A 22,511-nucleotide genomic window follows, 5' to 3' on the forward strand; every position below is an offset into this window, starting at 1 on the left:
AATTGATATGAAAGTGCTTGTTACCGGCTCTAACGGTTTTGTAGGTAGCTATATTGTGGATGAGCTATTAAAAAGGGGGTACGAAGTATTTGCCTCTTCACGCACAGGCGACCTGTCAGCTTTCAACAGCAATAAGAACTATCGTTTTATACAGGCCGACTTTACAGATCCCTATGCGTTGCACGATGCGTTTGAGTTTGTACAACCTGATGTAGTAGTGCATAGCGGCGCTATGAGCAAGCCTGACGATTGCGAATTAAAACAGGCTGATGCATTTGATGTAAATGTATTTGGTACCGTGCAGCTGCTTTTAAATGCAGAAATGTATCAATCGTTTTTTGTCCATCTTTCCACCGACTTTATTTTTAATGGGGAAAAGGGTATGTACAGGGAAGAAGATAAACCCGATCCTGTAAGCTATTACGGTAAAACCAAACGGGATGCGGAAGAAGCGGTGATGGAATATAAATATGGCTGGGCAATTGCGCGTACCTGTTTTGTTTATGGTAAACCATTTTACGGACGCGGCAGCTTCATTAGTATGATCGAGCAAAAGCTCAGGAACAATGAGCCTTTTAAAATAGTGAACGACCAGGAGCGTACGCCCACACATGCAGCAGACCTTGCCAGGGGTATTGCATCCATTATTGATAACCGGGTAGAAGGTATTTATAACCTGGCCGGGAAAGACGTACTGACGCCTTATGAAATGGCTATGGCCACGGCTGAATATTTAGGCATAACCGATCATCAGCTACTCCCTGTAACGCGCAACGAATTTAAAGAAATAGCAGAACGCCCGCTAAGAAGCGGATTGAATATCGATAAGGCCGGGAAGGATTTTGGCTATGCGCCTATGGGCTTCAAAGAGGGGCTGGAAAAGACCTTAGGCGATTAATGTAGGTGCCTCTTAGCGTATTTTTAAATATTTTTTCTCTCCAGCTTTAACAGCTGCCTTCAGCCTGTTTTCTTTAGGAGGCACCGGGCAGCTGTATCTTCCCGAAACGTAGGCACAGTAAGGGTTATAAGCTTTATTGAAATCTATTACCAGGGTATCATTCCTGATATCAGATATTTTAAGATCTATATACCGCCCTGTTTCATAAGATTCTTTTCCGGTAGTGGCATCTGTAAAAGGTAAAAAAAGATGATCGGCATATTGCGGATTTTGTATAAGATCCTGTGATTGATACGCGTAAAGTATTTGCGGCACGCCATCCAATACAAAATACAGCTTCCCATATTGCCTGTACATTTTTGTTTTACCGTTTGAGGTTGGTAGCGCTAACCAGGGTGCTTTTTTTACATACTCAAATCTTGCATTTACTTTATAGGTTTCATCAATTGTAAAAAACTGCAGGTGTTTCCTGGCATCGCCTTTTACTACTTGATGCGTAGTTACATAGCTGTTAATGTACTGTTGCATGCTGTCTTTATAGGGTCTTCCTGAAAATTCGAGGGCGTTGAGAATTGCATATTTCAAAACACATCGAACCGATATTGGGAATTTTTAATTCTCCAGCCACTTAAAAAACACTTTTCGTTGTTTTTTAAGGTCTAACCATCAATTAGTTGAAAATCAATGTTGCCTCAAAATAGCCGTTTTTACGGGAAAAGGCTCATTTTACGACCATCAAAACCTCTTGAAACTTAATGCTGGCGCGCGTTTCCCATTTTCAGGTAAACCGTTTATAAGTAGTGGTTTGTGCATGAGCTATTCCAGCGGATAGTAATATAGCGATTAGTAAAATTTTCATCTGTATATACTTTTAAGTGTTATGTTTTCCAGGTAAAAAAATCTCCGCTATCATACAGCGGGCGCTGCCCCCGCCATTATCTTCAATGTTATTTAACGGAGCGTGAATGATGGGGTTGAAAGAGCGGAGCAGGCTGACCTGGTCTTCATGGAGTGAATGAAAAGCTCTGGTTGACATAACGAGCAGCTGATCGCCCGCTGTGTTCTCCAACTGTAACATATTACCCACAAATTGATTCATTTGTTTCCGGCTTATTTCTATGATTTCTTTACCGGTTTCGGTGAGCCTGGAAACGAGCATTTGCTTTTGAACGGTATCCCTGATACTTTCAAGACATATAATTGCGTATTGGTCAGCAATGCACATCATCACATTGGTATGATAAATTTCATTACCGCCTGCATCAAAAGCATTAAACAGTACGGGCTGATAACCCATAGCATCGCAAAAATCATATAAGGCAGTAGGGCAGGTGCGTGGCGAGAGGCAGGCATAGGCCAGGTAATGATCCCTGTCTAACACCATACTGCCTGTGCCTTCCAGGAAAATGCCCTGCTTTTCGTAGCCGGTAAGGTCCATAGTACTTCGTATGAAAAATGATTCCTTGATGGTGGCAATGCTATTTTTATTTCGCTCCAGCTGCCGGTTGGGCGCGAACATAGGGTATATTACAACTGTACCGTCTTCGTGAAAGGAGACCCAGTTATTGGGAAAAACAGCATCGGGTGTATGCGGCTCAGGCTCGTCTTCAATCACTGTTACATCAATGCCGCCGGCGCGGAGTATATGTACAAAACCATCAAACTCCTCCAAGGCTTTTTGATGAATATTTAATGGTGCTGATATCTTTTGGAAATGGTTATTGATGGCTGTTTGCGGATTGTAGGCAAATGCCGCCGGGCGTATCATTAGTATATGAGAAGTGGTCATTTTTTTAAGTTCACAGTTGATAGATGACAGGGGTGAAAAGGGTTAAAGTTTAAAAATATATTGGTTATTGGATGCTGGTTACTGGTTACTAGATGCTGGTTACTGGATACTGGATATGAGATACGGGTCACTTATCGTACATTATACTGGTCGCTGATTATTCGGATACAGAATTTCTATACTACATAATGAGCGGTATATCTTCGACCATCTTGTAAACCTTTATACTTCCTATTAAACCACTCTCAACTATATTCAACCATTAATTATCCTATCAACTTTTCAACCATCCTCCGACTCCCTCAGCAACGGCATACTCATGCAGTGAAACCCGCCGCGGGCACGTGAAAGCTCTGCCGAAGGCATAACAATAAATGTGTTTGTAATATCTTTTACGGTAGTAGATCCTTCTTCTAATTGCTGCAACAGGTCTTTTACATCAATGGTGTTGAAGCCTGCTTTAATAAAAGCCTGTAAGGTTTTGTCATTACGGTCATATCCAACAACCACGCCTTCCTTTAAAGCCAGTAAATTACAGCTGTCTGTCCATTGCTCTCTGGCATCGAAGGGGAACTCGTTATTCCCGGAGTATATAAACCTTACTTTTTCTGTGCAGCCCAGATCATTTTTACTGATGTCAATAAGCAATTCTTCAAGATTATCAAAGTAAACGGGGTTGGAAATATTCTTCTTTTTGAACTGTATAATGCTTATCACTTCTTCTTTTTTACGGGTGTCCAAAGCCTTTTGTATATCATCTGCATCCTCTTTTTTAACATGCTTCCGGGAAAATTTTCCCAGCATGATCCACATATTTTTTTGTACCTGCGTAAAAATGGTGTCAATATGCATATAATCCCGCTTTTTAGGGATCTTAATAACCGATACCTTTTGTACCACATTCTTTTCAAAAAGTATTTTTATAGCAATATGTGCGGCTTCCAGCGAGGTGCGCTCACTAACGCCGATGAGCACATGCCCGGCACTTACTACCATGATATCACCGCCTTCAAGGGTAACCAGTTTTTCTTCCGAATCTGATGGAAGCAGGAACTGCTGTGCACTTGCGGGCAGCTCAATTATTTTATCCCTGTAATTTTTGAATAAAGGATGGTGGTAGAAAATATATTTCATCAGCAAGGCTTCGCGGGTGCGGGCCTGCCTCGCGGGCTTGTTTAGCAGGATGTGGTCGTTGATCACTATGCCGATATCTCTTGTAAAAATAAAATTAGGCACCGGGGGAAAAAGCATTTCGGTTTCTTTATAATAAGTGCCGGTAATAAAAATATGCGCCAGCTCTTTTGCGTCTGCCTGTATTAATTCGTTCTGCAACTCATACGAACAGTTTTCGATAGCGCACACAGACGCTACCAGCTTTAACCGGATATCCACCTGTTCGAGAATCTCTGCTAACAGCCATTCGATCTCTATCACGTTAGTTGACCTGTAAAAGTGCCTGCTTGACGGTTTATAAAATTCGTAATTGTTTTCGGGTGCATCAATTTGCGCAAGTCTCCCTTTTATTTTGTCAGGGTCAAGAAAATAAAGCAACAGCTTTATATAATAGTCGTACTCTTTGCGCCTGATGGTTTCCAGGTGCACAATATCCTCAAAAAGCCAGTCCTGGGCTTTGGAGGGTACTACCTTACCCAGGCCGCTGTCGGGACTATGTACCAGGAGCCGTTTTAATGTGCCTGTTTCTGACGTTACATGAATTTCTTTTTCCTTCATCATCCTGTAGTCTAAGATAACGCGGTTTTTACTGCGAAGCAAGTTTATTTACTTAGCTTGCAGCCCGATGAAAAAATCGTTTTTACAACTGCATACCGCGGTGCTGCTGGCCGGGTTTACAGGTGTGCTGGGCGGACTGATTACAATGAACGAAGGGCTGATCGTATGGTACAGGCTGCTTATTACGGCTCCTACGCTTTGGGTATTGTTTTACGCCACCCGGAAGCTTCAACGGATACCCTTAAAAGATATTTTGAAAATATGCGGCGTTGGCTTTATAACTGCGCTGCACTGGCTGTTTTTTTATGCATCGATAAAATATGGAAATGTATCTATCGGACTGGTTTGCCTTTCGGTGGTGAGCTTTTTCTCCTCACTGCTGGAACCGCTAATTAACAAAGTGCGTATTAAACCTGCTGAGTTGTTGTTTGGTCTTATGAATGTTTTGGGGATATGGCTTATTTTTCACTTTGATACAAAGTATAAAACAGGAATTTTGCTTGGGCTGATCTCCTCTTTTTTTGCCGCGTTGTTTACCATATTTTTAAAATTGAGAATGGTTCGCATTAATATGCAGACCGTGCTCAGCTGGCAAATGACCGGCGGCTTCATAACGTTGTCGCTGGTAATGCCGTTTTATCTGAAGGCCTTTCCTGTAGCAAGTTTAGTCCCCTCGCTGAGTGATTTTTTATGGCTGCTGGTGCTGGCCTGGTTATGCTCGGTAATAGCTTTCCAGTTTTCAATGAGCGCGCTGAAAAAGCTATCGGCCTTTACCGTGAATTTATCATACAGCATGGAGCCGGTATATGGTATCTTAATGGCTTTTTTTCTTTTCAAAGAAAACCAGGTGCTGAACAAGGGTTTTTATATAGGCACGGCAGTTATATTTTTTACACTGGTACTGCATATGGCCTGGATGAAGCGAAAAAACAGGTTGCATAGTGAATGGCAGGTGATAAGCAGTAAATAGGTTGAGTGATGTTGCCGCGCCGGTTATCCGATCCACAACCTGCAGGTATCATACATTATGTAATCTTTCTGCATGCTGCCATCGTAGGTATTGAGCAGGACTATGTGCGCGGCCTGATAACCAACAATATCTGGAGGAATCTGCCTGTTGGTGTTTTACCGCTGCTATATGGCTATACGCTACATACAACAGCGGTGTTTGATGCGTTTAATTAACACCATTAACAGCTACTGTTGCATCTATTTTCTGTACAAGGCCCTGTAACACCTTACCGGGGCCGGCCTCTGTAAATGTAGAAGCACCATTGGTAATCATTTCCTGTACACTTTGTGTCCAGCGAACGGCACCTGTAAGCTGTGCAATAAGATTTTCCTTAACCTCGTCCTTATCTCTTACCGCTTTGGCCACTACGTTCTGATATACGGGGCAAACAGGGTTGTGGAAAGTGGTTTTTTTGATGGCTTCCTGTAATTCTTTTTGAGCCGGTTCCATTAAAGGTGAGTGAAAAGCGCCTCCTACCGGCAACACTAATGCACGCCTGGCACCCGCTGCTTTCATTCTTTCGCAGGCGGTTTCAATGCCTTTCATACTGCCGCTTATTACTAACTGGCCGGGGCAGTTATAGTTGGCCGGAACCACAATTTCGCCTGTTTCTTTTTGTACCCCGGCACAAATTTCCTCTACTTTTTCATCGGGCAGATTGAGAACGGCAGCCATAGCAGAAGGATTGATCTCGCAGGCTTTTTGCATAGCACCGGCACGAACGGATACGAGCTGCAGGGCATCTTCAAAAATTAAGGTGCCATTGGCCACTAACGCCGAGAATTCGCCGAGCGAATGGCCTGCAACCATATCAGGCTTTGCATCCTGTATGGTACGGTATGCTATAATAGAGTGCAGGAAAACCGCCGGCTGGGTAACACTGGTTTGCCTGAGCTCTGCTTCTGTACCGTTAAACATAATATCTGAGATACGAAAGCCTAAAATCTCATTTGCCTGTTCGAACAGCTTTTTTGCAAATATGCTTTCTTCATAATGGCTTTTCCCCATTCCTGTAAACTGCGATCCCTGTCCGGGAAAAATGTAGGCATGCTTCATCTTTAGTAGATCGTTTTATTTCGGTCGTTTTAATCAAATAATATTATACATGCAATATTCATGAAGAGCGCCGATCGCTATCGGGCGCTGCATCTGCCTGGGGTTGCTTTTTTTGCAGCAGTCAGGCGAACAGTTCATAAGCACTGCCTGGTGTATTAATAACAACTTAATGCAAATCTGCACTTATTAATTTTAAAAATTCGCTTCTGGTAGAATTTTTTTGGAATTCTCCATCGAAGGCGGAAGTAGTGGTTACCGAGTTTTGTTTTTGTACGCCGCGCATCATCATACATAAATGCTTGGCTTCTATTACTACGGCCACACCAATAGGGTTAAGGGTTTCTTTAATGGCATTCATAATTTGTACGGTGAGCCTTTCCTGCACCTGCAGCCTGCGGCTGTACACATCCACTACCCGGGCAATTTTGCTGAGCCCGGTGATCCACCCGTTCGGAATGTAGGCCACATGCGCTTTTCCGAAAAAAGGCAGCACGTGGTGCTCGCACATGCTATATAGCTCAATATCCTTTACCACGATCATTTCGCTTATATTTTCATGAAATTTAGCCGAATTGATAATAGCATGCGCATCAAGGCGGTATCCCTGCGTTAAGTATTGCATGGCTTTGGCCTGGCGTTCAGGGGTTTTCAGCAGCCCTTCCCGCAGCGGGTCTTCACCCAGCAATTGCAGTACTTCCTGATAGTTTTTGATGAGGTCATTGGTGACTTGCTCATCATACGTTTCTGTTTTGCTGTAGGACATATAATGTTTCGATATTCTGCAAATATATCTGATATCCTTGCTTTTAAAGCGATAAGGCCGGTATAATATTTTAACCGGCATCAACCGGTCTGTGATATTTAACAAGACCGGTAATATACAGGCTGCCAGAAACAACCGGTATACAACGTTCAGTAAATCAATGCGCAACACCAGCTGTTTCAAGATGATTTTTGAAACTTAATGTCGTTTGCTTAAAGTTGTTGGTGATACCTATCAACATTGGCGATAAAAACGTAACCGGCATCGATTGCAGATTGGGCTTTTAATTAGCGGGGTACTCCACAAAGTTCCTGGGTGTTTCGTACAGGCGTACCTGCAGGTCGAGCTCAGGATCTATATGCGGCCTGATTAAATTGTAAATGACAATGGCAATGTTTTCGGCTGTGGGATTCAGTGTTTTAAATTCTTCTGTGTCCAGGTTCAGGTTTTTATGATCAAACTTCTGAACCACTTCTTTTTTCAGGATCTCACTAAGCACTTTCATATCCATTACAAATCCTGTTTTGGGATCTGGTACGCCGCTTACCTTTACCACCAGGTCGTAATTGTGGCCATGATAATTAGGATAGGCGCATTTACCGAATACATTTTCGTTAGTAGTATCATCCCAGTCGCTATAGTACAAACGATGAGCTGCGTTAAAATGTTCCTGCCGGTAAACAGATACTTTCATTATCCGGCTAAAGTAGCAAAAAAAAGTAATTATTTGTGATTCTATCAGGGAGGACGCCTCTTCTATTCGAGCCTAAAGCCATTCATCCGGACCAATAATAACCTCCCTTTCAGGGTTTAAGTGGGATGCTATACGTTTTGTATAATCATTGCACCGCTGAGGGGGTTCCTTAATAATCAGGCAAATACGTCTGAAGGTTCTGAAAAGATCATAAAACCGAGGGCCGGTATGGTAAAAACGCTGCAAGGAGTGATAGGAAGCATAAAAAATCTTTCCAATCAGATGCGTTTGTTCTGAATGATTATTTCAGCCAGGGCACCTGTAAAAGTTTTTTGCCGTATTTTTAGTGAAAACCTGGCGGTGGCAGTGCAGCCACTATCGCGTCTTTGAATAACAGCTACATCTCGAAAAGCACGCGGGCAGGATGCGTCCCTGGGGTGATTGCCTCCACCTTATAAAATGAATTGATGAACAATCGCTGATATAAAAATGTTGTTACCGGTAAAGCATATGAAGTGATGAAAATATTACAAGCCTGTTTAGTAGCTGCGGAAAATAGTAGCCTGGTTGTTTTTGAAAAAATAGTGGCTGAGTTTAAAAGCATGACCGTAACCGGTCCCTATCCGGTAGAAAACGCTATAGATGCAATGCCTGTACAGCAGTTTGATCTGCTCATCCTGGATAAAGCATTGCCTGCTGAAGCTTTAAAAAAGCTGAACAGGGTAGGTGAAATACTCCTTCCTGATGCTGCTATTATCGAGTTCCATCTAATGGATGAGGATTTTATCCGGTTCCGGTTAACCAGCATAATGGCGAAATGGGAAGAGGCCCGGTCTGAAAGTCAAATAAATTTTATGGACGGGCCGGATTTAAAAACATCTTAATCTCTATACTATGAACCGGAGCCTGCTTTTGGTAACTTTTGTTACTGCATTCGCATCCTGTAGCTGCGGAAACGCGCAAAAACCGGGAGCAGCAAAGCTGGATGCTGCAGCTTTTTCAGAAAAGATCGCTCAAACACCCGGAGCCATTATTTTAGATGTGCGTACACCAGGCGAGTATGCGAAAGAACATATTAAAGACGCCGTGAACTTTAACTGGAATGATCCCGGCTTTAAGGTGCAGGTTGCTAAAATGGATAAGTCAGAGCCGGTATTCGTGTATTGCCTGAGTGGTGGCAGAAGCGCTGCTGCCGCTAAAAATATGCGCGAGCAGGGGTTTACACAGGTATATGAAATGGAAGGCGGTATTTTAAAATGGAAATCAGCGGATCTGCCTGTAGAAACGGATCTTAAAATGCCTGCTGTACCAGGGATGACCCTCCGGCAGTTTGAAGAATTGATCAGGTCAGACAAAAAAGTTTTGGTAGACTTTTATGCAGCATGGTGTGCTCCATGTAAAAAAATGAAGCCTTACCTGGATGAAATTGCAAAAGAGATGGCGGGCAAGGTAAAGGTAGTGCGTATCGATATTGATGCCAATCCTGAAATTGCAAAAACCCTGAAGATAGATGCATTGCCCTTGCTGCATCTTTACCAAAACAAAGAAATGATATGGTCAAACACCGGGTACATGGATAAGGAAGGGATAGTAAAGCAATTAAAAAAATAGGAAACCCTGTATTTTTCAGCAAGCGCTCTCAACATATGGTAATATATCTGTGCTTTGCTATTCATGAATAAACCCGCAACTCCCGTTACATTAAGCCTGTTAGTTGCTTTCGTATTAAACGGTCGTAATGGCATTACCATATATTTGCTTTAAGCTTTGCGCCTTTTGCCTGCAGGTTTTGTATAAATGAGCAACCCTCCACAAAAAAGAAGCCGGCATCCCAAAAGATACCGGCTGTTGTATTATTACCTGCTTACGTTTTACCTTGCTACATTTACTGCTCTTTTTTCCCGGATCACTGTAACTTTTATCTGTCCGGGAAAGGTCATTTCAGTTTGTATTTTCTGTGCGATCTCGAAAGACAGCTTGTCGCTGTCCTGGTCGGTTACTTTATCCGATTCCACAATTACGCGCAGCTCGCGCCCGGCCTGGATGGCATAAGCTTTTTCCACGCCGGGATAGCTGGTGGCCAGGTTTTCCAGGTCTTTAATACGTTGCAGGTACTGCTGCATAATTTCGCGGCGGGCGCCGGGGCGGGCACCACTGATCGCATCGCAGGCCTGGATAATGGGAGAGATCACGTATTGCATTTCCACCTCGTCGTGGTGGGCGGCAATGGCGTTTACCACGGCCGGATTTTCGCCGTATCTTTCAGCCAGCTTGGCGCCCAGCAAAGCATGGCTCAGCTCACTCTCTTCGTCGGGTACTTTACCAATATCGTGCAGCAGGCCGGCTCGCTTCGCCAGCTTGGGGTTCAATCCTAGTTCTGCGGCCATGGTAGCGCAAAGATTGGCCGTTTCCCTGCTGTGCATCAGCAGGTTTTGCCCGTAAGAAGAGCGGTAGCGCATCCGGCCTACCATTCTTACCAGCTCTTTATGTAAACCGTGAATACCGAGGTCGATAACAGTACGCTCTCCGATTTCCATCACCTGCTCTTCGATCTGTTTACGTGTTTTTTCCACTACTTCCTCAATACGTGCGGGGTGAATACGGCCATCCGTAACCAGGCGCTGTAAGCTCAAACGGGCAATTTCACGGCGCAGCGGGTCGAAGCACGAGAGCAGGATGGCTTCAGGGGTGTCATCAACGATCAGGTCTACACCGGTTGCCGCTTCCAGGGCGCGGATATTACGGCCTTCACGGCCAATGATCTGCCCTTTTACCTCGTCACTTTCCAGGTTAAAGACCGTGATCGAGTTTTCAATAGCCTGCTCGGCAGCGGTACGCTGGATGGTTTGTATAATGATCTTGCGGGCCTCCTTATTGGCCTTTTGCTTGGCGTCGTCAATAATTTCCTGCTGAATGCCGATGGCCTGTGTTTGCGCCTCGTTCTTAAGGCTTTCTACCAGTTGCGTTTTAGCCTCTTCGGCGGTAAGGCCGGCTATTTTTTCCAGGCGCCGGATATGCTCTTCCTGATGCTTTTCGAGCTCTGTACGCTTTTTGTTTACCAGCTCTATCTGCTTGTTCAGGTTGTCTTTGATGGCGTCATTGTCTTTTACCTGTTTATCCAGGCCGGCTTCTTTCTGGCTAAGGGATTGTTCTTTTTGTTTGATGCGGTTTTCGTTTTCTGCCAGCTTCCGGTTGCGTTCGTTTACTTCCTTGTCATGGGCCGATTTTAACGATACGAATTTTTCCTTGGCCTGCAGTTCCTTTTCTTTCCGTATGGTTTCGGCATTCAGTTCGGCCTCTTTTACAATGGTTTGTGCTTTTAAATGGGCTTCATCGATCTTTTGTTGTGTGTTTTTAGCGAAGATAAATTTACCCGCCACGATGCCCAACACCAGGGCCACTGCTGCTACAATAATTATTGTGGGTTCCATTAAAATTCATTTGTTTTTTCTTGCGAAAAAGGTTCTGTAATTCTTATCTTGATATCAAAAAAATACCCAAGCCATGGGTTGGGTAGTGGGCGAAGATAAAAATAAATTTGGGATTTGGGGGGTGAGATTTTGAGTCCCTTCTAATTCGCCGCTTTACTACAACGAATTGAGGAAGACAGGAAAAAACTTAAAAAAGAGGACGACAATCATATTTCATTTTGGATTTTCCTGACAAAGGTCATGCTTTGCTATTTTTTACTATATATACCTTTATCCGGTCATTGGGTTTTCGCCATTCAATTACCTTTTAGATTGCGTGCAGCCCTGTAACCAAGGGTAATTTTTTGCTGACTCCCTGTTGTGTAAACTTTCAATGATAATAGTATGCTTAGCCGTTATGAAACAAATGTAAGGGCCGCCATAGCCTTTATAAAAGTCCTGAACGTAAAGGTCAATAACCAGACAATTGACGAAACGCTCCAAAACCATCCTGACTGGCTCTTAACATAAATTAAACACATGCGCTCATTCTTTAAAATTTTTTAAAAATGAAGAAAATACTACTTACGCTAATTTGTGTTATTACCGTTGTTAGCGCAAAATCTCAGGAATTTATTATTGAAGGTAAGGTAAATGGCAACCAGAGCGATAATCTGGCGTTTCGTTATTTAAATTCCGAAAAGAAAAAAATATCGGACACGATACCCGTCATTAACGGACGGTTTTCTGTAACGGGGACTGTTAATGGCTGTTCTGCCGGCATTTTGCGAAGTCTCAATGCGGACCCTAGGAAAGATATTTCATGTATAATTTTCCTGGAGCCTGCCAAAATGACGATCACTTATGATTATGGAAATGTAAAAGCCGCTACAATTGAAGGTTCGGCTTCTCAAAAAGAATATGAACGATTAAATAATAGTATGGAAGAAGCCACGGCAATAACGGATGCCTACATACAAAAGATAAATGCAATAAGGGTTAGAATTGAAAAAGGGGACTTAGATGCCAATGTAGGAGCCGATAGCATTAAGGCATTATATACAAATACTTTGCCTGCTATCAACTTTAGGGAGAACCAGAAATTAACTTATATAGCTCATAATCCCGATTCTTATGTAAGTATGGATATGCTGGTTTACCAAATAGCACGAATCGCAGATGAAAAAATCGATTCTCTTTACGCCAATCTTACAGATAAAGTAAAATTTAGCACAATCGGTGATGAATTTATTGCCAGCTATGCCAGGTATAAGAAAGCTATAAATACACAATACCCTTTTGAAAAAATAAATATCGGCGAAAAAGCACCTGGCTTTGCTTACCTTAAAACAAACTCAAAAGACAGTATAAACGACCAGTCTTTGAATGGCAAAGTATATCTTATTGAATTTTGGGATTTAGGCTGCCTGCCATGTCTAAGGTTTAATATAGAGATAGAAAAGATCCGGAAGCAATATGAAAGATCGGGTTTTGAAGTGATCGGCGTAAGCAGAACCTCCCCGGAAAACTTAACGCAGGTAAAGGCCTACCTTAAAAAGAGCCACTTATCTGCCTGGAGGCAGGTTTCCATAAATAAAGAAATGAAAACTGATGATGACTTAATGTATAGGGGCAGCTTTGATAATTATCATACGCTTGAAGTTCCCCGGTCTGTCCTGGTCGATCGGAAAGGTAATGTGATTTACAAAAAAACCGGCTATTTCCAGGGTGATGAAGAATATTTAGAATCATTAATTAGAGCAGCCATTAGTGACTAAAATTTAACTAAGCGAAATGATCTTTACTATAAAGATTGGCCAAACCTGGAGAGAAAAAACATGTGTTTATTGGCCATTCTAAAACAAGGTATTAAATTACTTGGCGTTTAATCGCACCAAGTAATTTATTTGAGATAATTAACTGAAGTTCTCAGCGTATGAAAAAGATAATAATATTCTATTTGGGTATATTATTGGTGCTGCAACTTGCGGCACAATCCAAGACAATTACTATTCATGGCATTGTAAATGATAGTACAGTTAAAAGTATTGAAATATCGCATACTGTTACGCTCTTCTCTTTGAAAAATTGCCAGCATTACAAAGCCCAAGAATACAGGCAATGGGTTAATTGAAGCCATCTAATATTCAAACGAATAATTTATACACTAAATTTCTGGGTATAAAACTACAATAATACAATAGGGAAATCGAAACATGTATTTACCATATGATCCCTCTTTATTTTTCCTGTTAATTAGTAAATTGAGTTGCTTTACTTTTATTTAAACAAATCATTAAATAAAGAAAAACTAAAGGAATTATTAATAAAAAAATATGGTATGACCCATACTCCCGCAATAACACTGTTCTTAAATATTGCAGCAACAAGGAAACCGTTGCTTAAGCATGAGGCCAAAGGCACAGCGGAGGTCATTACCAAAGACAGGAGGCTGATTGAACGATTGTTTGATAACTTTAAAATATGTGCTGAATAAATAACCTACCCCAGTTCCCCGTCTATCAGCGCTTCTATTTGCTGTAACTGGCCCAGCAAATGGTTCTCATCGGCAATAGATACGTTTTTTTTGCTGCTTTCGGTTACAAACCATACCAGCACCATAGAAATATAGTCCTGCATATCCTTGCCTGGAATTTTGGTCTTAAACTCTATTATTTTTTCATTGATGATCTTTACCGACTGCCGAACGGTTTGCTCGTCTTCGGGCGACATTTGTACGCGGTAGATCCTGTCGGCTATATTGATATTGGCGGGAATAAGGGTTTGTTGCATGGATAATGAATGATGAGTAATGAGATGGTAAATAGGGTACTCCCCGCTCCATCAGGAGGGGGCAGGCTCACACGCTGAGCAGGGCAATACATTTATCAATTTCCTTAATGTAGCCATTGATCTTTTTTTCAAAGGCTTTCTTTTCCCCGGGATCCATTAAGGCCTGGCTGTACTTTTTGGCATCCAGCTGGTGTTGCAATGCTTCTGCTGTCTGGCCCGCAGATCGGGCCTGCTGCCGGGCCTCAGTAAGCGCCTCTTTCAGCAGTTGGTTCTCTTTTACAACGGCCGCATTTTGCTTTATAAGTAATTGCAGCTTTTCCTGTACCTGTTTTATTTTATCTTCAATAACCTGCGACATATGTGTTGCCAAGGGGGATTATATCATACTAATTGCTTCCTTTCAGGAAAGATACATCAAAGCGCAAAATGTAAAATATAAAATATTGAATGTAGAATGTTAAATTTCCCGGAAAGCCGAAAGCAAAGGCTGAAAGCAGGTCGCTGGTTACAAATTTCCAGTACCGGTATCTTGCAACTTCTTCCAGACTTCCGACTGTCTTTAAACAACCGTTTCCGTGATGCGGATCCATTCCTCGCTGATATGATCCCGCTCTTTTATAGCATCGTGCAGGGAGGTGGCATGAACGGCACCTTTAAGAATGCCTACCATTACATTATAATTGCCGTTGATGAGGAACTGCACTGCATGATAGCCGAAACGGGTGGCCAGTACCCTGTCGGCAGCAGTGGGAGCGCCGCCACGTTGTATGTGACCCAGTATGCACATACGTACATCTGTACCAGGTAATGTAAGCCTGAGATAATTTTTGATGCCTTCCGCGCCGCCATATTCATCTCCTTCCGTAACCACGATCAGGTTCACATTTTTCTTTTTAGCGTCTTTATCGCTGAGCGTCTGGGCCAGGTGCAGCAGGTCGGTCTTTTTTTCGGGTATTAATATGCTCTCGGCCCCGGTAGAAATACCGCTGTTGAGCGCAATATAGCCTGCATCCCTCCCCATGACCTCCACCACGAACAGGCGCCCGTGGGCTTCCATGGTATCACGGATCTTGTCAATGGCTTCCATCGCCGTATTGATCGCCGTATCAAAGCCAATGGTGGAGTCGGTACCCGCCATGTCTTTATCTATGGTGCCGGGGATACCGATACAGGGTATATCGTACTCCGTGCTGAAAACTTCTGCTCCGCGAAAGCTCCCGTCTCCCCCGATAATTACCAGCGCTTCGATGCCGTGCTGCCTGAGGTTTTCGTAGGCCTGCGCCCGGCCTTCGGGCGTGAGAAACGCTTTGCTCCTTGCGGTACGCAAAATGGTTCCTCCCCGCTGTATGATGTTGGACACATCGCGATCGCCAAATTTCCGGATGTCATTTTCGATCATCCCCGAATAGCCGCGGTAAATGCCATATACTTCCAGATTATAATACCAGGCTGTTTTAACAACAGCCCTTATTGCTGCATTCATACCCGGCGCATCCCCGCCTGAGGTAAGCACGCCGATCTTTGTCAGTTTTCTCGCTTCCATAAAATTCGTCCTTTATTTCCTGATTTCTGCCTGCAGGTCTGTTTCAAGGGTTTTCATGATCTTCTTCATCCAGCCGTCTATTTCAGCATCGGTAAGGGTCTTTTCTTCGTCGAGGAAGGTAAAATTAACCGCTATGGATTTTTTACCGGCGCCGAGCTTTTCACTTTCAAAAATGTCGAATAGCTGTACGGCCTGTAGTTTTTTCAGGTTCAGCTTTTTTACCTGATCTGCTACTGCTGCATATTTTAACGATTGGGGAATCACCACCGCAATATCTCTTTGTACCGCAGGGAACCTGGAAAGTGGCTTGAACTGCACGTTGGCTGCTTTTGATTTTTTTAGGATCAGGTTCCAGTTAAGGTCTGCAAAAAACACCGGCTGTTTGATATCAAAGCTTTCCAGCATTTTTTTGCTAACCAGCCCCAGCCGGCCCATTAGTTCCTTACCAGTGTATACGCTCAGCCCATATTGTAATTGTGGTGTTTCGGCCTCATCAAAGCCGGCGCCATCAATACCGGCCAGGGTCAGTACTTTTTCTACCGCGCCTTTTAAGGTAAATAAATCGTTGGCCGGGCTTTTCCCCTTCCAGGCATCTGCCTGTTTGTTACCCGTAAGATAGATACAGAGATGCTCCGGTTCTTCAAAACGGCCTTTATCGTTCACTGCATAGGTTTTCCCGTATTCAAATAACCTCAGGTTATCATTTCGGCGGTTCAGGTTGTGTGCCACAATCTCCAGGCCTGTTTCGAGCATCTGCGGGCGCATAATATTCAGCTCCGCACTCAGGCTGTTCTTCATTTTTACCATATTTCCCGGTGCTGCTTCGCTGAAGTAGGCCTTGTTGGTAATAGAATTGGTAAGGATCTCGTTAAAGCCCAGCCCGGTCAGGTAGCCGGCTACTTTTTCCTTTAAGGCTTCGGCCTCGCGGTTCATTTCCACCGCCGGTGTCATGGTAACAGCAGTGGGTATGCCCACATTATCCAGCCCGTCAATTCTCAGTATTTCTTCTACAATGTCCGCAGGCAGGCTGATATCCGGCTTATGATAAGGAACCGCAATTTTAAGAGAGTCGATATCTTCTTTCTCGATCACGAATCCAAGGGCCGTCAGTATTTTTTTTACCGCGTCGGGATGATAATTCTTGCCGCTTAATTTTTTCAGGTAATGGTATTTAAGCGTTACCGATGTTTTAGGTTGTTCATCGGGATAAATATCAATAATATTGGAGGCCACTTCGCCGCCGCAAAGCTCCAGTACCAGTTGTGTGGCGCGTTTCAGCACATTTACGGTTGCCGAAATATCTGTTCCTTTCTCAAACCGGGTAGCGGCATCGGTTCTTAACCCGTGCGCAAAGGAGGTTTTGCGAATGGTAATACTATCAAAACAGGCACTTTCCAGGAAGATATTCCGGGTAGTAGCGGTTACGCCGCTGTTAATACCTCCATACACCCCGCCTATGCACATAGCGCCTTCGGCATCACATATCATCAGGTCAAAATGGTTCAGCTTTCTTTCCTTGCCATCGAGTGTAATAAACGGCGTATCCTGCGGCAGGTTTTTCACGATCACTTTTTTACCGGCAATTTTATCTGCATCAAAAGCATGTAAGGGCTGCCCGGTTTCGTTCAAAATGAAATTGGTAATATCCACCATATTGCTGATGGGCTTTACGCCAATCGCTTTCAGCCTGTTTTGCAGCCACTCGGGGCTTGGGCCGATAGTTACATTATTGATGCAGATGCCACTGTAGCGCGGGCAGGCCGTAATGTTTTCGACGGAGACTTCAACGGGATTTTTTCCTTTGAATGCCGGCAAAGCTTTTATAGCCGGGATCCTGGCCCCCCCGTTTTTTTTATCATGGTGAGACAGGTAAGCCGATACATCTCTTGCCACGCCCCAATGGCTCATGGCATCCATGCGGTTGGGTGTAAGGCCTATCTCAAAAATGGTATCGGTATAAATTTTAAATATTTCAGAAGCCGGGGTGCCGGGTTTTACCTGTGCCGGTAATACCAGGATGCCCTCGTGGGAGGTTCCTACGCCTATTTCATCTTCGGCGCAGATCATTCCCTGGCTTTCTTCACCACGGATCTTTGCGGCCTTCATGGTAAGCGGTTCGCCGGTGGAGGGATAAATGGTAGTGCCGATAGGGGCTACTATTACTTTTTGTCCGGCTGCTACGTTAGGGGCGCCGCAAACAATGCGTAAAGGTTCCGGCTTCCCGATGTGTACCGTGGTCAGTTTTAGTTTATCCGCATTAGGATGCTTCTCGCAGGTGAGTACTTCGCCTGCTACAAGGCCCTTCAACCCGCCTTGATGAGATTCGTAAGGTACTATAGCTTCCACTTCCAGTCCGATAGAAGTTAAAATATGGCTCAGTCTTTCGGGTGGCACCGCTTCGGGCAAACCTGCCAGTCCGGCAGGCAGGTACTCGCTCAGCCAGTTGTAAGAAATTGTCATCTTCTGAAAATCTTTTTGCCCGGAGAACCTCTCCGGGAGGCCGCAAAGATAAGCAAATAGGGAGAAGGGAATAGGGAGGCGTGAACTATTGAAAAGTTTGAAAGTTTAAGGTTGCTGGTTGCCGGTTTCAAGTAACCAGTACGATGTAAGGTGTACGATGTACGACAAACCAGTACCCAGTATCTATGAGCCATGAAATAGGAATTATAAACTGTATAGTACAGAAATTCTATACTTGAATGATTCATAACCAATGTGCATTTGCCGGGAGCTTTGAGCTTTATGCTTTCAGCTTCCGGCTACAACCATCCTGTCAACGGTCATCTGTCCTCTGTCAACTTAAACAATGCTCAATGGGCTGAATATTGATTTATTGAAAAATTGATTATTGAATATTTCACGATTGTTGTATAGAATATCTGAACACTCAATATTCAGTGCTCAATAATCAAAGCTCAGTTGAATATTGATTTATTGAAAATTGATTATTGAATATTCTGATCCGGCATCCAGTAACCAGCATCCAGTATCAAGCATAATGTACGGTATAAGGTGTACGATGTACGATATGAAAGCTGGAAGTAAAAGGCTGAAAGCAAAAGCCGGTTACACAATCCAGTAACCAGCAACCAGTAACCAGTAACTATTATCCAGTAACCAGCAACAGTATCCCAAAAAAAACTCCCCCGCCGGAGCGGAGGAGCAGGTTCATATTAATGGTGTATTGTTTTACTCTTTCGGATCCATGATCCTGCCCATAAATAAAATGGTATTGGAGGTTTTTTCGCTGATGATAAAGCCAAACGGGCGGTCGCAAATAAACTGAGGAGGCGCAGCCGGTAAACTGGTAGTAAACATCCCGGTGGTAGTAACTGCGGCTGCTTCGGTGCCTTCTTCATCCACCGCTGCAAAAGTGTTTTGCTTTACAAAACCTACATATAGAGGCTTTAATTCTCCTATTCCATCAAATTTCGCATTTGTTTCAAAAGCCTTTACCATACCCATTTTTTGAAGTGTTTTGTTCAGGTTAAAATCCTGCTCCAGCTTAAATTTAGGTAAACCCACTTCCACAGACCGGGTGTAGAAACTATTTTGTAACTGGCCCCAGGCATCAGCATTCATTTCATTTAGAACAGAAGCAAGACTTTTGCCGGTGTTGGGCAAGATCAGTGTTGCGCGGAACTGGCCATTGCCATAAGGCACCTGTAACGCGGTAAAATCATTTCCCGGTGCCAGCCGGAACGTATCCGTCTGGTTCATCATTTTCACCGTTTTCTGCCCGCCTCCTTCCAGGTAAAAAGACTGTTTTTTTGTATTTTTTCGATCAAATTTAGCGCGCCAGTCTCCTTTAAAGTATAAAGCGTTCATCAGCAGCATTACCAGGTCGGCGCTAAGCTCATCCAGCACTTTAGGGATTTTGCCGTTGGTATGGTCGCTGGCCCATTTATTTATAATGTCTTTATCAGAGGGTATAAAAGGCAGGCCGGTTATTTGCGCATCAAAGGTATTTTTCATGGTATTTAAAAACGGGGTTTCTGCTGTAAACCCGTTTTTATAAAAAATGGCATTGGCCAGCGCCATTTTTACCAGCGGATCGGCCTGGGGCAGCTCTGTTAAAAGCGTTTTGTAGGCGTTGTTCATCGCTTCCTGCGAAAGATTTTCAGATCTTAATGCCTTCATTATCTGGGATCCGGTTTCGCCCCGGGCGCCATTTACCAGCATCCCCAGCGCTATATGCAGGCTTAGCGGCGAAACAAAGATATCCTTCTCCGCTCCGGTCTCAGCCTGCAGGGCCTTAAAAAAGTCGAATGAGAACACCGTAAATACATCAGCAACAGGGGCCGCCAGCTCAATAGGGTGCTGCACACCGGCCTGTTGCCGTTTTTCTGTTTCTTCGGGTGCAGTATGGCTTTTGCTGCAACTGATTAAGATGATCCCGGCAATAGCTGAAACGAGAATCGTTTTTTTCATATTACGGGCGTTGGTTGATATATATGGTATAACAGACGGTAAAAGAGCGGGTTTCGCAGCAGCGGTGTATGTTTTTTCCAGGAAACGTTTTAGGCCTGTAAACATTTGCCTGATATGTACTATGTCTTTGATCTGTTGTCCCGGGCAGCCAACGTATTGCTGCTCAGTTAAAAACATACTTATCAATCCCCGCCATGTAATAGCCGTCGGTATCAGCTTTTTGGAAAATTGCATGCAAGAGTTCGTCAGGCCGGCTGCCATTGCAGAATGTTCTTCCGCCGGGTTGAGCGGCTGTTTGTTGAGCGGTCTTTGATAGCGCCTTTAGAAGCGGCCGTTCCTGCCATCAGTTAGGCGCTGCCCGCGCAAGCGCCCATGTGTCAAAGGCTTATATAGATGCCGGAAAAAGCATACGGTATGGGCCGCGCCATGTGCCCACAAATAAAGTGAGTCCCCGGTAATCTATCAGAACTGCGGTGCGGCCATATATTGACAGATCGTAATATAATCAGTTGGCCAGGCTGCAATGCCCGGCCGGTTCCTGCGAAATGTTAATAACCTGTGTTTTCATGTAAGGAAAATGTTCGGAAATAAAGATTTTTTTCTACCCTTTTTAGGGTCTAAATTCGCCCTTTGATTTCGCGGGTAGATAACAACCTCAACCAATATTTTTAACAAAAAACAAGTTGGATTGCGCCCTATCGAATCGTTGGTAATTACTGATGAGTGGATATTTTATCGTTTGAATTGAACCATGGACCCTATAAATGTAAATAAAGACCGGAAGCAGAAAAGAAGAACGGGCAGCGCAGTAGACCTGGGCACAATGGTGTACGGCAAGGTACCGCCGCAGGCGCGTGAGCTGGAGGAAGCCGTGCTGGGCGCCATTATGCTGGAGAAAGGCGCTTTTGATGCCGTAATAGAAACCATCCGCAACCCCGAATGCTTTTACGTGGATGCGCACCAGCGTATCTTCCGGGCCATACAATCGCTGGCCAATAAAAGTCAGCCCATTGATATACTTACCGTGGTGGAAGAGCTGCGCAGCAAGGAAGAGCTGGAAATGGTGGGTGGCCCGTACTATGTTACCCGGCTCACCAATACGGTGGTTTCGGCTGCCAATGTAGAATCGCATGCGCGCATTATTATGCAGAAGTTCATCCAGCGCGAGCTGATACGCATCAGCGGTGAAATTTTGAGCGATGCTTACGAAGACAGTGCCGATGTGTTCGACCTGCTGGATGATGCCGAATCGAAGCTGTTTGAAATTACGAACTCCCACATGAAGAGCACCATGCAGTCGATCGACTCCGTGCTCGTGGATACTATTAAGCGCATCGAAGACCTGCGCCACCGTAATGAGGATGTAACCGGCGTGCCCAGCGGCTTTAAGCCCCTGGATAAAGTTACCTATGGCTGGCAGAACAGCGACCTCATTATCCTGGCGGCCAGGCCGGCGGTGGGTAAAACCGCTTTTGCATTGAACCTGGCGCGTAATGCCATTATGAACCCGGCAAAACCAACGCCGGTGGCCTTTTTCTCCCTCGAAATGAGCGCAGCGCAGCTGGTGCAGCGGGTGCTGGCAGCCGAAAGCGAGATCATGCTGGAGAAAATTGCCCGCGGTAAAATGGAAGAGCACGAAATGAAGCAGCTGTATACCAAAGGTATCCAGCGTTTATCCCAGGCGCCTTTGTTTATTGATGATACGGCGGCGCTGAATATATTTGAGCTGCGGGCCAAGTGCCGTAAGCTGAAGAACAAGCATAATATAGGCATGGTCATCATCGACTACCTGCAGCTCATGAGCGGCGCCGGCGACAACCGGAACGGTAACCGGGAGCAGGAGATCAGCACCATCAGCCGGAACTTAAAGGGGCTGGCAAAGGAGCTGAATATACCCATCATCGCCCTGTCGCAGTTAAGCCGTGCCGTGGAAACAAGGGGCACCAAGGATGGCAGCCGGGTGCCGCAGCTGAGCGATCTTCGTGAATCGGGCGCTATTGAGCAGGACGCCGATATGGTCATGTTCCTATACCGGCCCGATTATTACGATATGAACACCAATGCCGAAGGCGAGGATCAGAAGGGGTTGACCGAAGTAAAAATAGCCAAGCACCGTAACGGTTCTTTGGAAACCGTCAAGCTGAAAGCGCTGCTGCATATACAGAAATTCATTACCTGGGACGATGACCCTTACAATGCCATTGGCCTGGGCGGCGGTACCTGGCGCCCTGTGAATGACGATGCGGAAGGCGGCGGCGCGCGGCTGTTCCAGGCGCAAAGCAAAATGAACAATATGAGCGATGATGAGCTGGACGAAGCACCGTTTTAAGCTGGTTCATAGATATTGCTAACAAGTTTTTAACTTCAAAAAATATGGCCGAGCTATATGAG

Annotated in this window: 22 protein-coding genes; 10 read left to right on the forward strand and 12 right to left on the reverse strand. The window is 44.4% G+C overall.

Features of this window, described 5'->3' with window-relative positions; translation table 11 throughout:
- The first annotated feature begins 7 nt into the window (after positions 1-7).
- Positions 8-898 carry an SDR family oxidoreductase gene (locus ACYVBM_RS13850; RefSeq protein WP_460686268.1) on the forward strand — a complete coding sequence of 297 codons (891 nt, stop codon included), beginning with the start codon at positions 8-10 and terminating at the stop codon, positions 896-898.
- A gap of 12 nt (positions 899-910) precedes the next feature.
- On the opposite strand, the gene ACYVBM_RS13855 is transcribed toward ACYVBM_RS13850, so the two are convergent.
- The 3 genes from ACYVBM_RS13855 to ACYVBM_RS13865 form a co-directional block, all read right to left on the reverse strand.
- Complete coding sequence (locus ACYVBM_RS13855) at positions 911-1,483, reverse strand: DUF1684 domain-containing protein (protein ID WP_460686269.1); 573 nt, start codon at positions 1,481-1,483, stop codon at positions 911-913.
- 286 nt (positions 1,484-1,769) lie between these two features.
- Positions 1,770-2,687: a citrulline utilization hydrolase CtlX gene (gene ctlX / locus ACYVBM_RS13860; protein ID WP_460686270.1), complete on the reverse strand. Its 918-nt coding sequence runs from the start codon at positions 2,685-2,687 to the stop codon at positions 1,770-1,772.
- Positions 2,688-2,969: 282 nt separating this feature from the next.
- Positions 2,970-4,421: an arginine deiminase family protein gene (locus ACYVBM_RS13865; RefSeq protein ID WP_460686271.1), complete on the reverse strand. Its 1,452-nt coding sequence runs from the start codon at positions 4,419-4,421 to the stop codon at positions 2,970-2,972.
- A gap of 64 nt (positions 4,422-4,485) precedes the next feature.
- On the opposite strand from ACYVBM_RS13865, the gene ACYVBM_RS13870 reads away from it, so the two are divergent.
- Positions 4,486-5,388, forward strand: a complete 903-nt coding sequence (locus tag ACYVBM_RS13870; protein ID WP_460686272.1) for a DMT family transporter — start codon at positions 4,486-4,488, stop codon at positions 5,386-5,388.
- Positions 5,389-5,393: 5 nt separating this feature from the next.
- Entirely contained in the window at positions 5,394-5,603 is a 210-nt protein-coding gene (locus tag ACYVBM_RS13875) for a hypothetical protein (RefSeq protein ID WP_460686273.1), read from the forward strand.
- On the opposite strand, the gene fabD is transcribed toward ACYVBM_RS13875, so the two are convergent.
- From fabD to ACYVBM_RS13890, 3 genes are all read right to left on the reverse strand, one after another.
- A complete protein-coding gene (gene fabD, locus ACYVBM_RS13880) occupies positions 5,596-6,486 on the reverse strand; it encodes an ACP S-malonyltransferase (RefSeq protein ID WP_460686274.1) in 891 nt (296 codons plus the stop codon). The two genes, ACYVBM_RS13875 and fabD, sit on opposite strands and share 8 nt — an antisense overlap.
- Positions 6,487-6,652: 166 nt before the next feature.
- The gene (folE, locus tag ACYVBM_RS13885) at positions 6,653-7,249 is read right to left on the reverse strand and encodes a GTP cyclohydrolase I FolE (RefSeq protein ID WP_460686275.1); all 597 of its coding nucleotides are present in this window, start codon (positions 7,247-7,249) and stop codon (positions 6,653-6,655) included.
- A 283-nt stretch (positions 7,250-7,532) separates the two neighbouring features.
- A complete protein-coding gene (locus ACYVBM_RS13890; protein WP_460686276.1) occupies positions 7,533-7,943 on the reverse strand; it encodes a 6-pyruvoyl trahydropterin synthase family protein in 411 nt (136 codons plus the stop codon).
- A gap of 518 nt (positions 7,944-8,461) precedes the next feature.
- Between ACYVBM_RS13890 and ACYVBM_RS13895 the strand changes: the two genes are divergently transcribed.
- Positions 8,462-8,827: a hypothetical protein gene (locus ACYVBM_RS13895; RefSeq protein ID WP_460686277.1), complete on the forward strand. Its 366-nt coding sequence runs from the start codon at positions 8,462-8,464 to the stop codon at positions 8,825-8,827.
- A gap of 10 nt (positions 8,828-8,837) precedes the next feature.
- Entirely contained in the window at positions 8,838-9,554 is a 717-nt protein-coding gene (locus ACYVBM_RS13900) for a thioredoxin domain-containing protein (protein WP_460686278.1), read from the forward strand.
- Positions 9,555-9,814: 260 nt separating this feature from the next.
- On the opposite strand, the gene rny is transcribed toward ACYVBM_RS13900, so the two are convergent.
- On the reverse strand, positions 9,815-11,374 hold the full coding sequence (gene rny / locus ACYVBM_RS13905; protein WP_460686279.1) for a ribonuclease Y: 1,560 nt from the start codon (positions 11,372-11,374) through the stop codon (positions 9,815-9,817).
- Between the two features lie 384 nt (positions 11,375-11,758).
- Between rny and ACYVBM_RS13910 the strand changes: the two genes are divergently transcribed.
- The 4 genes from ACYVBM_RS13910 to ACYVBM_RS13925 all read left to right on the forward strand — a co-directional run bounded on the left by ACYVBM_RS13910 (position 11,759) and on the right by ACYVBM_RS13925 (position 13,850).
- Positions 11,759-11,884 (forward strand): hypothetical protein, encoded by a 126-nt coding sequence (locus ACYVBM_RS13910; protein ID WP_460686280.1) that lies wholly within the window; start codon positions 11,759-11,761, stop codon positions 11,882-11,884.
- 38 nt (positions 11,885-11,922) lie between these two features.
- Complete coding sequence (locus ACYVBM_RS13915) at positions 11,923-13,131, forward strand: DUF4369 domain-containing protein (RefSeq protein WP_460686281.1); 1,209 nt, start codon at positions 11,923-11,925, stop codon at positions 13,129-13,131.
- Between the two features lie 158 nt (positions 13,132-13,289).
- Entirely contained in the window at positions 13,290-13,487 is a 198-nt protein-coding gene (locus tag ACYVBM_RS13920; protein ID WP_460686282.1) for a hypothetical protein, read from the forward strand.
- Between the two features lie 207 nt (positions 13,488-13,694).
- Positions 13,695-13,850, forward strand: a complete 156-nt coding sequence (locus ACYVBM_RS13925; RefSeq protein ID WP_460686283.1) for a hypothetical protein — start codon at positions 13,695-13,697, stop codon at positions 13,848-13,850.
- Between the two features lie 5 nt (positions 13,851-13,855).
- Here ACYVBM_RS13925 and ACYVBM_RS13930 read toward each other — a convergent pair whose 3' ends face one another.
- The 5 genes from ACYVBM_RS13930 to ACYVBM_RS13950 form a co-directional block, all read right to left on the reverse strand.
- Positions 13,856-14,146 (reverse strand): cell division protein ZapA, encoded by a 291-nt coding sequence (locus tag ACYVBM_RS13930; RefSeq protein WP_460686284.1) that lies wholly within the window; start codon positions 14,144-14,146, stop codon positions 13,856-13,858.
- A gap of 67 nt (positions 14,147-14,213) precedes the next feature.
- Entirely contained in the window at positions 14,214-14,516 is a 303-nt protein-coding gene (locus ACYVBM_RS13935; protein WP_460686285.1) for a hypothetical protein, read from the reverse strand.
- Positions 14,517-14,705: 189 nt separating this feature from the next.
- A complete protein-coding gene (gene pfkA, locus ACYVBM_RS13940; protein WP_460686286.1) occupies positions 14,706-15,689 on the reverse strand; it encodes a 6-phosphofructokinase in 984 nt (327 codons plus the stop codon).
- 12 nt (positions 15,690-15,701) lie between these two features.
- Positions 15,702-18,149, reverse strand: coding sequence for a phenylalanine--tRNA ligase subunit beta (gene pheT / locus ACYVBM_RS13945; RefSeq protein ID WP_460686287.1), 2,448 nt, complete (start codon positions 18,147-18,149; stop codon positions 15,702-15,704).
- 729 nt (positions 18,150-18,878) lie between these two features.
- Positions 18,879-20,120, reverse strand: coding sequence for a serpin family protein (locus ACYVBM_RS13950; RefSeq protein WP_460686288.1), 1,242 nt, complete (start codon positions 20,118-20,120; stop codon positions 18,879-18,881).
- A gap of 751 nt (positions 20,121-20,871) precedes the next feature.
- On the opposite strand from ACYVBM_RS13950, the gene dnaB reads away from it, so the two are divergent.
- Positions 20,872-22,449 carry a replicative DNA helicase gene (dnaB, locus tag ACYVBM_RS13955; RefSeq protein WP_460686289.1) on the forward strand — a complete coding sequence of 526 codons (1,578 nt, stop codon included), beginning with the start codon at positions 20,872-20,874 and terminating at the stop codon, positions 22,447-22,449.
- Positions 22,450-22,511 lie beyond the last annotated feature (62 nt).

It is taken from the genome of Niabella aquatica (assembly GCF_054779315.1).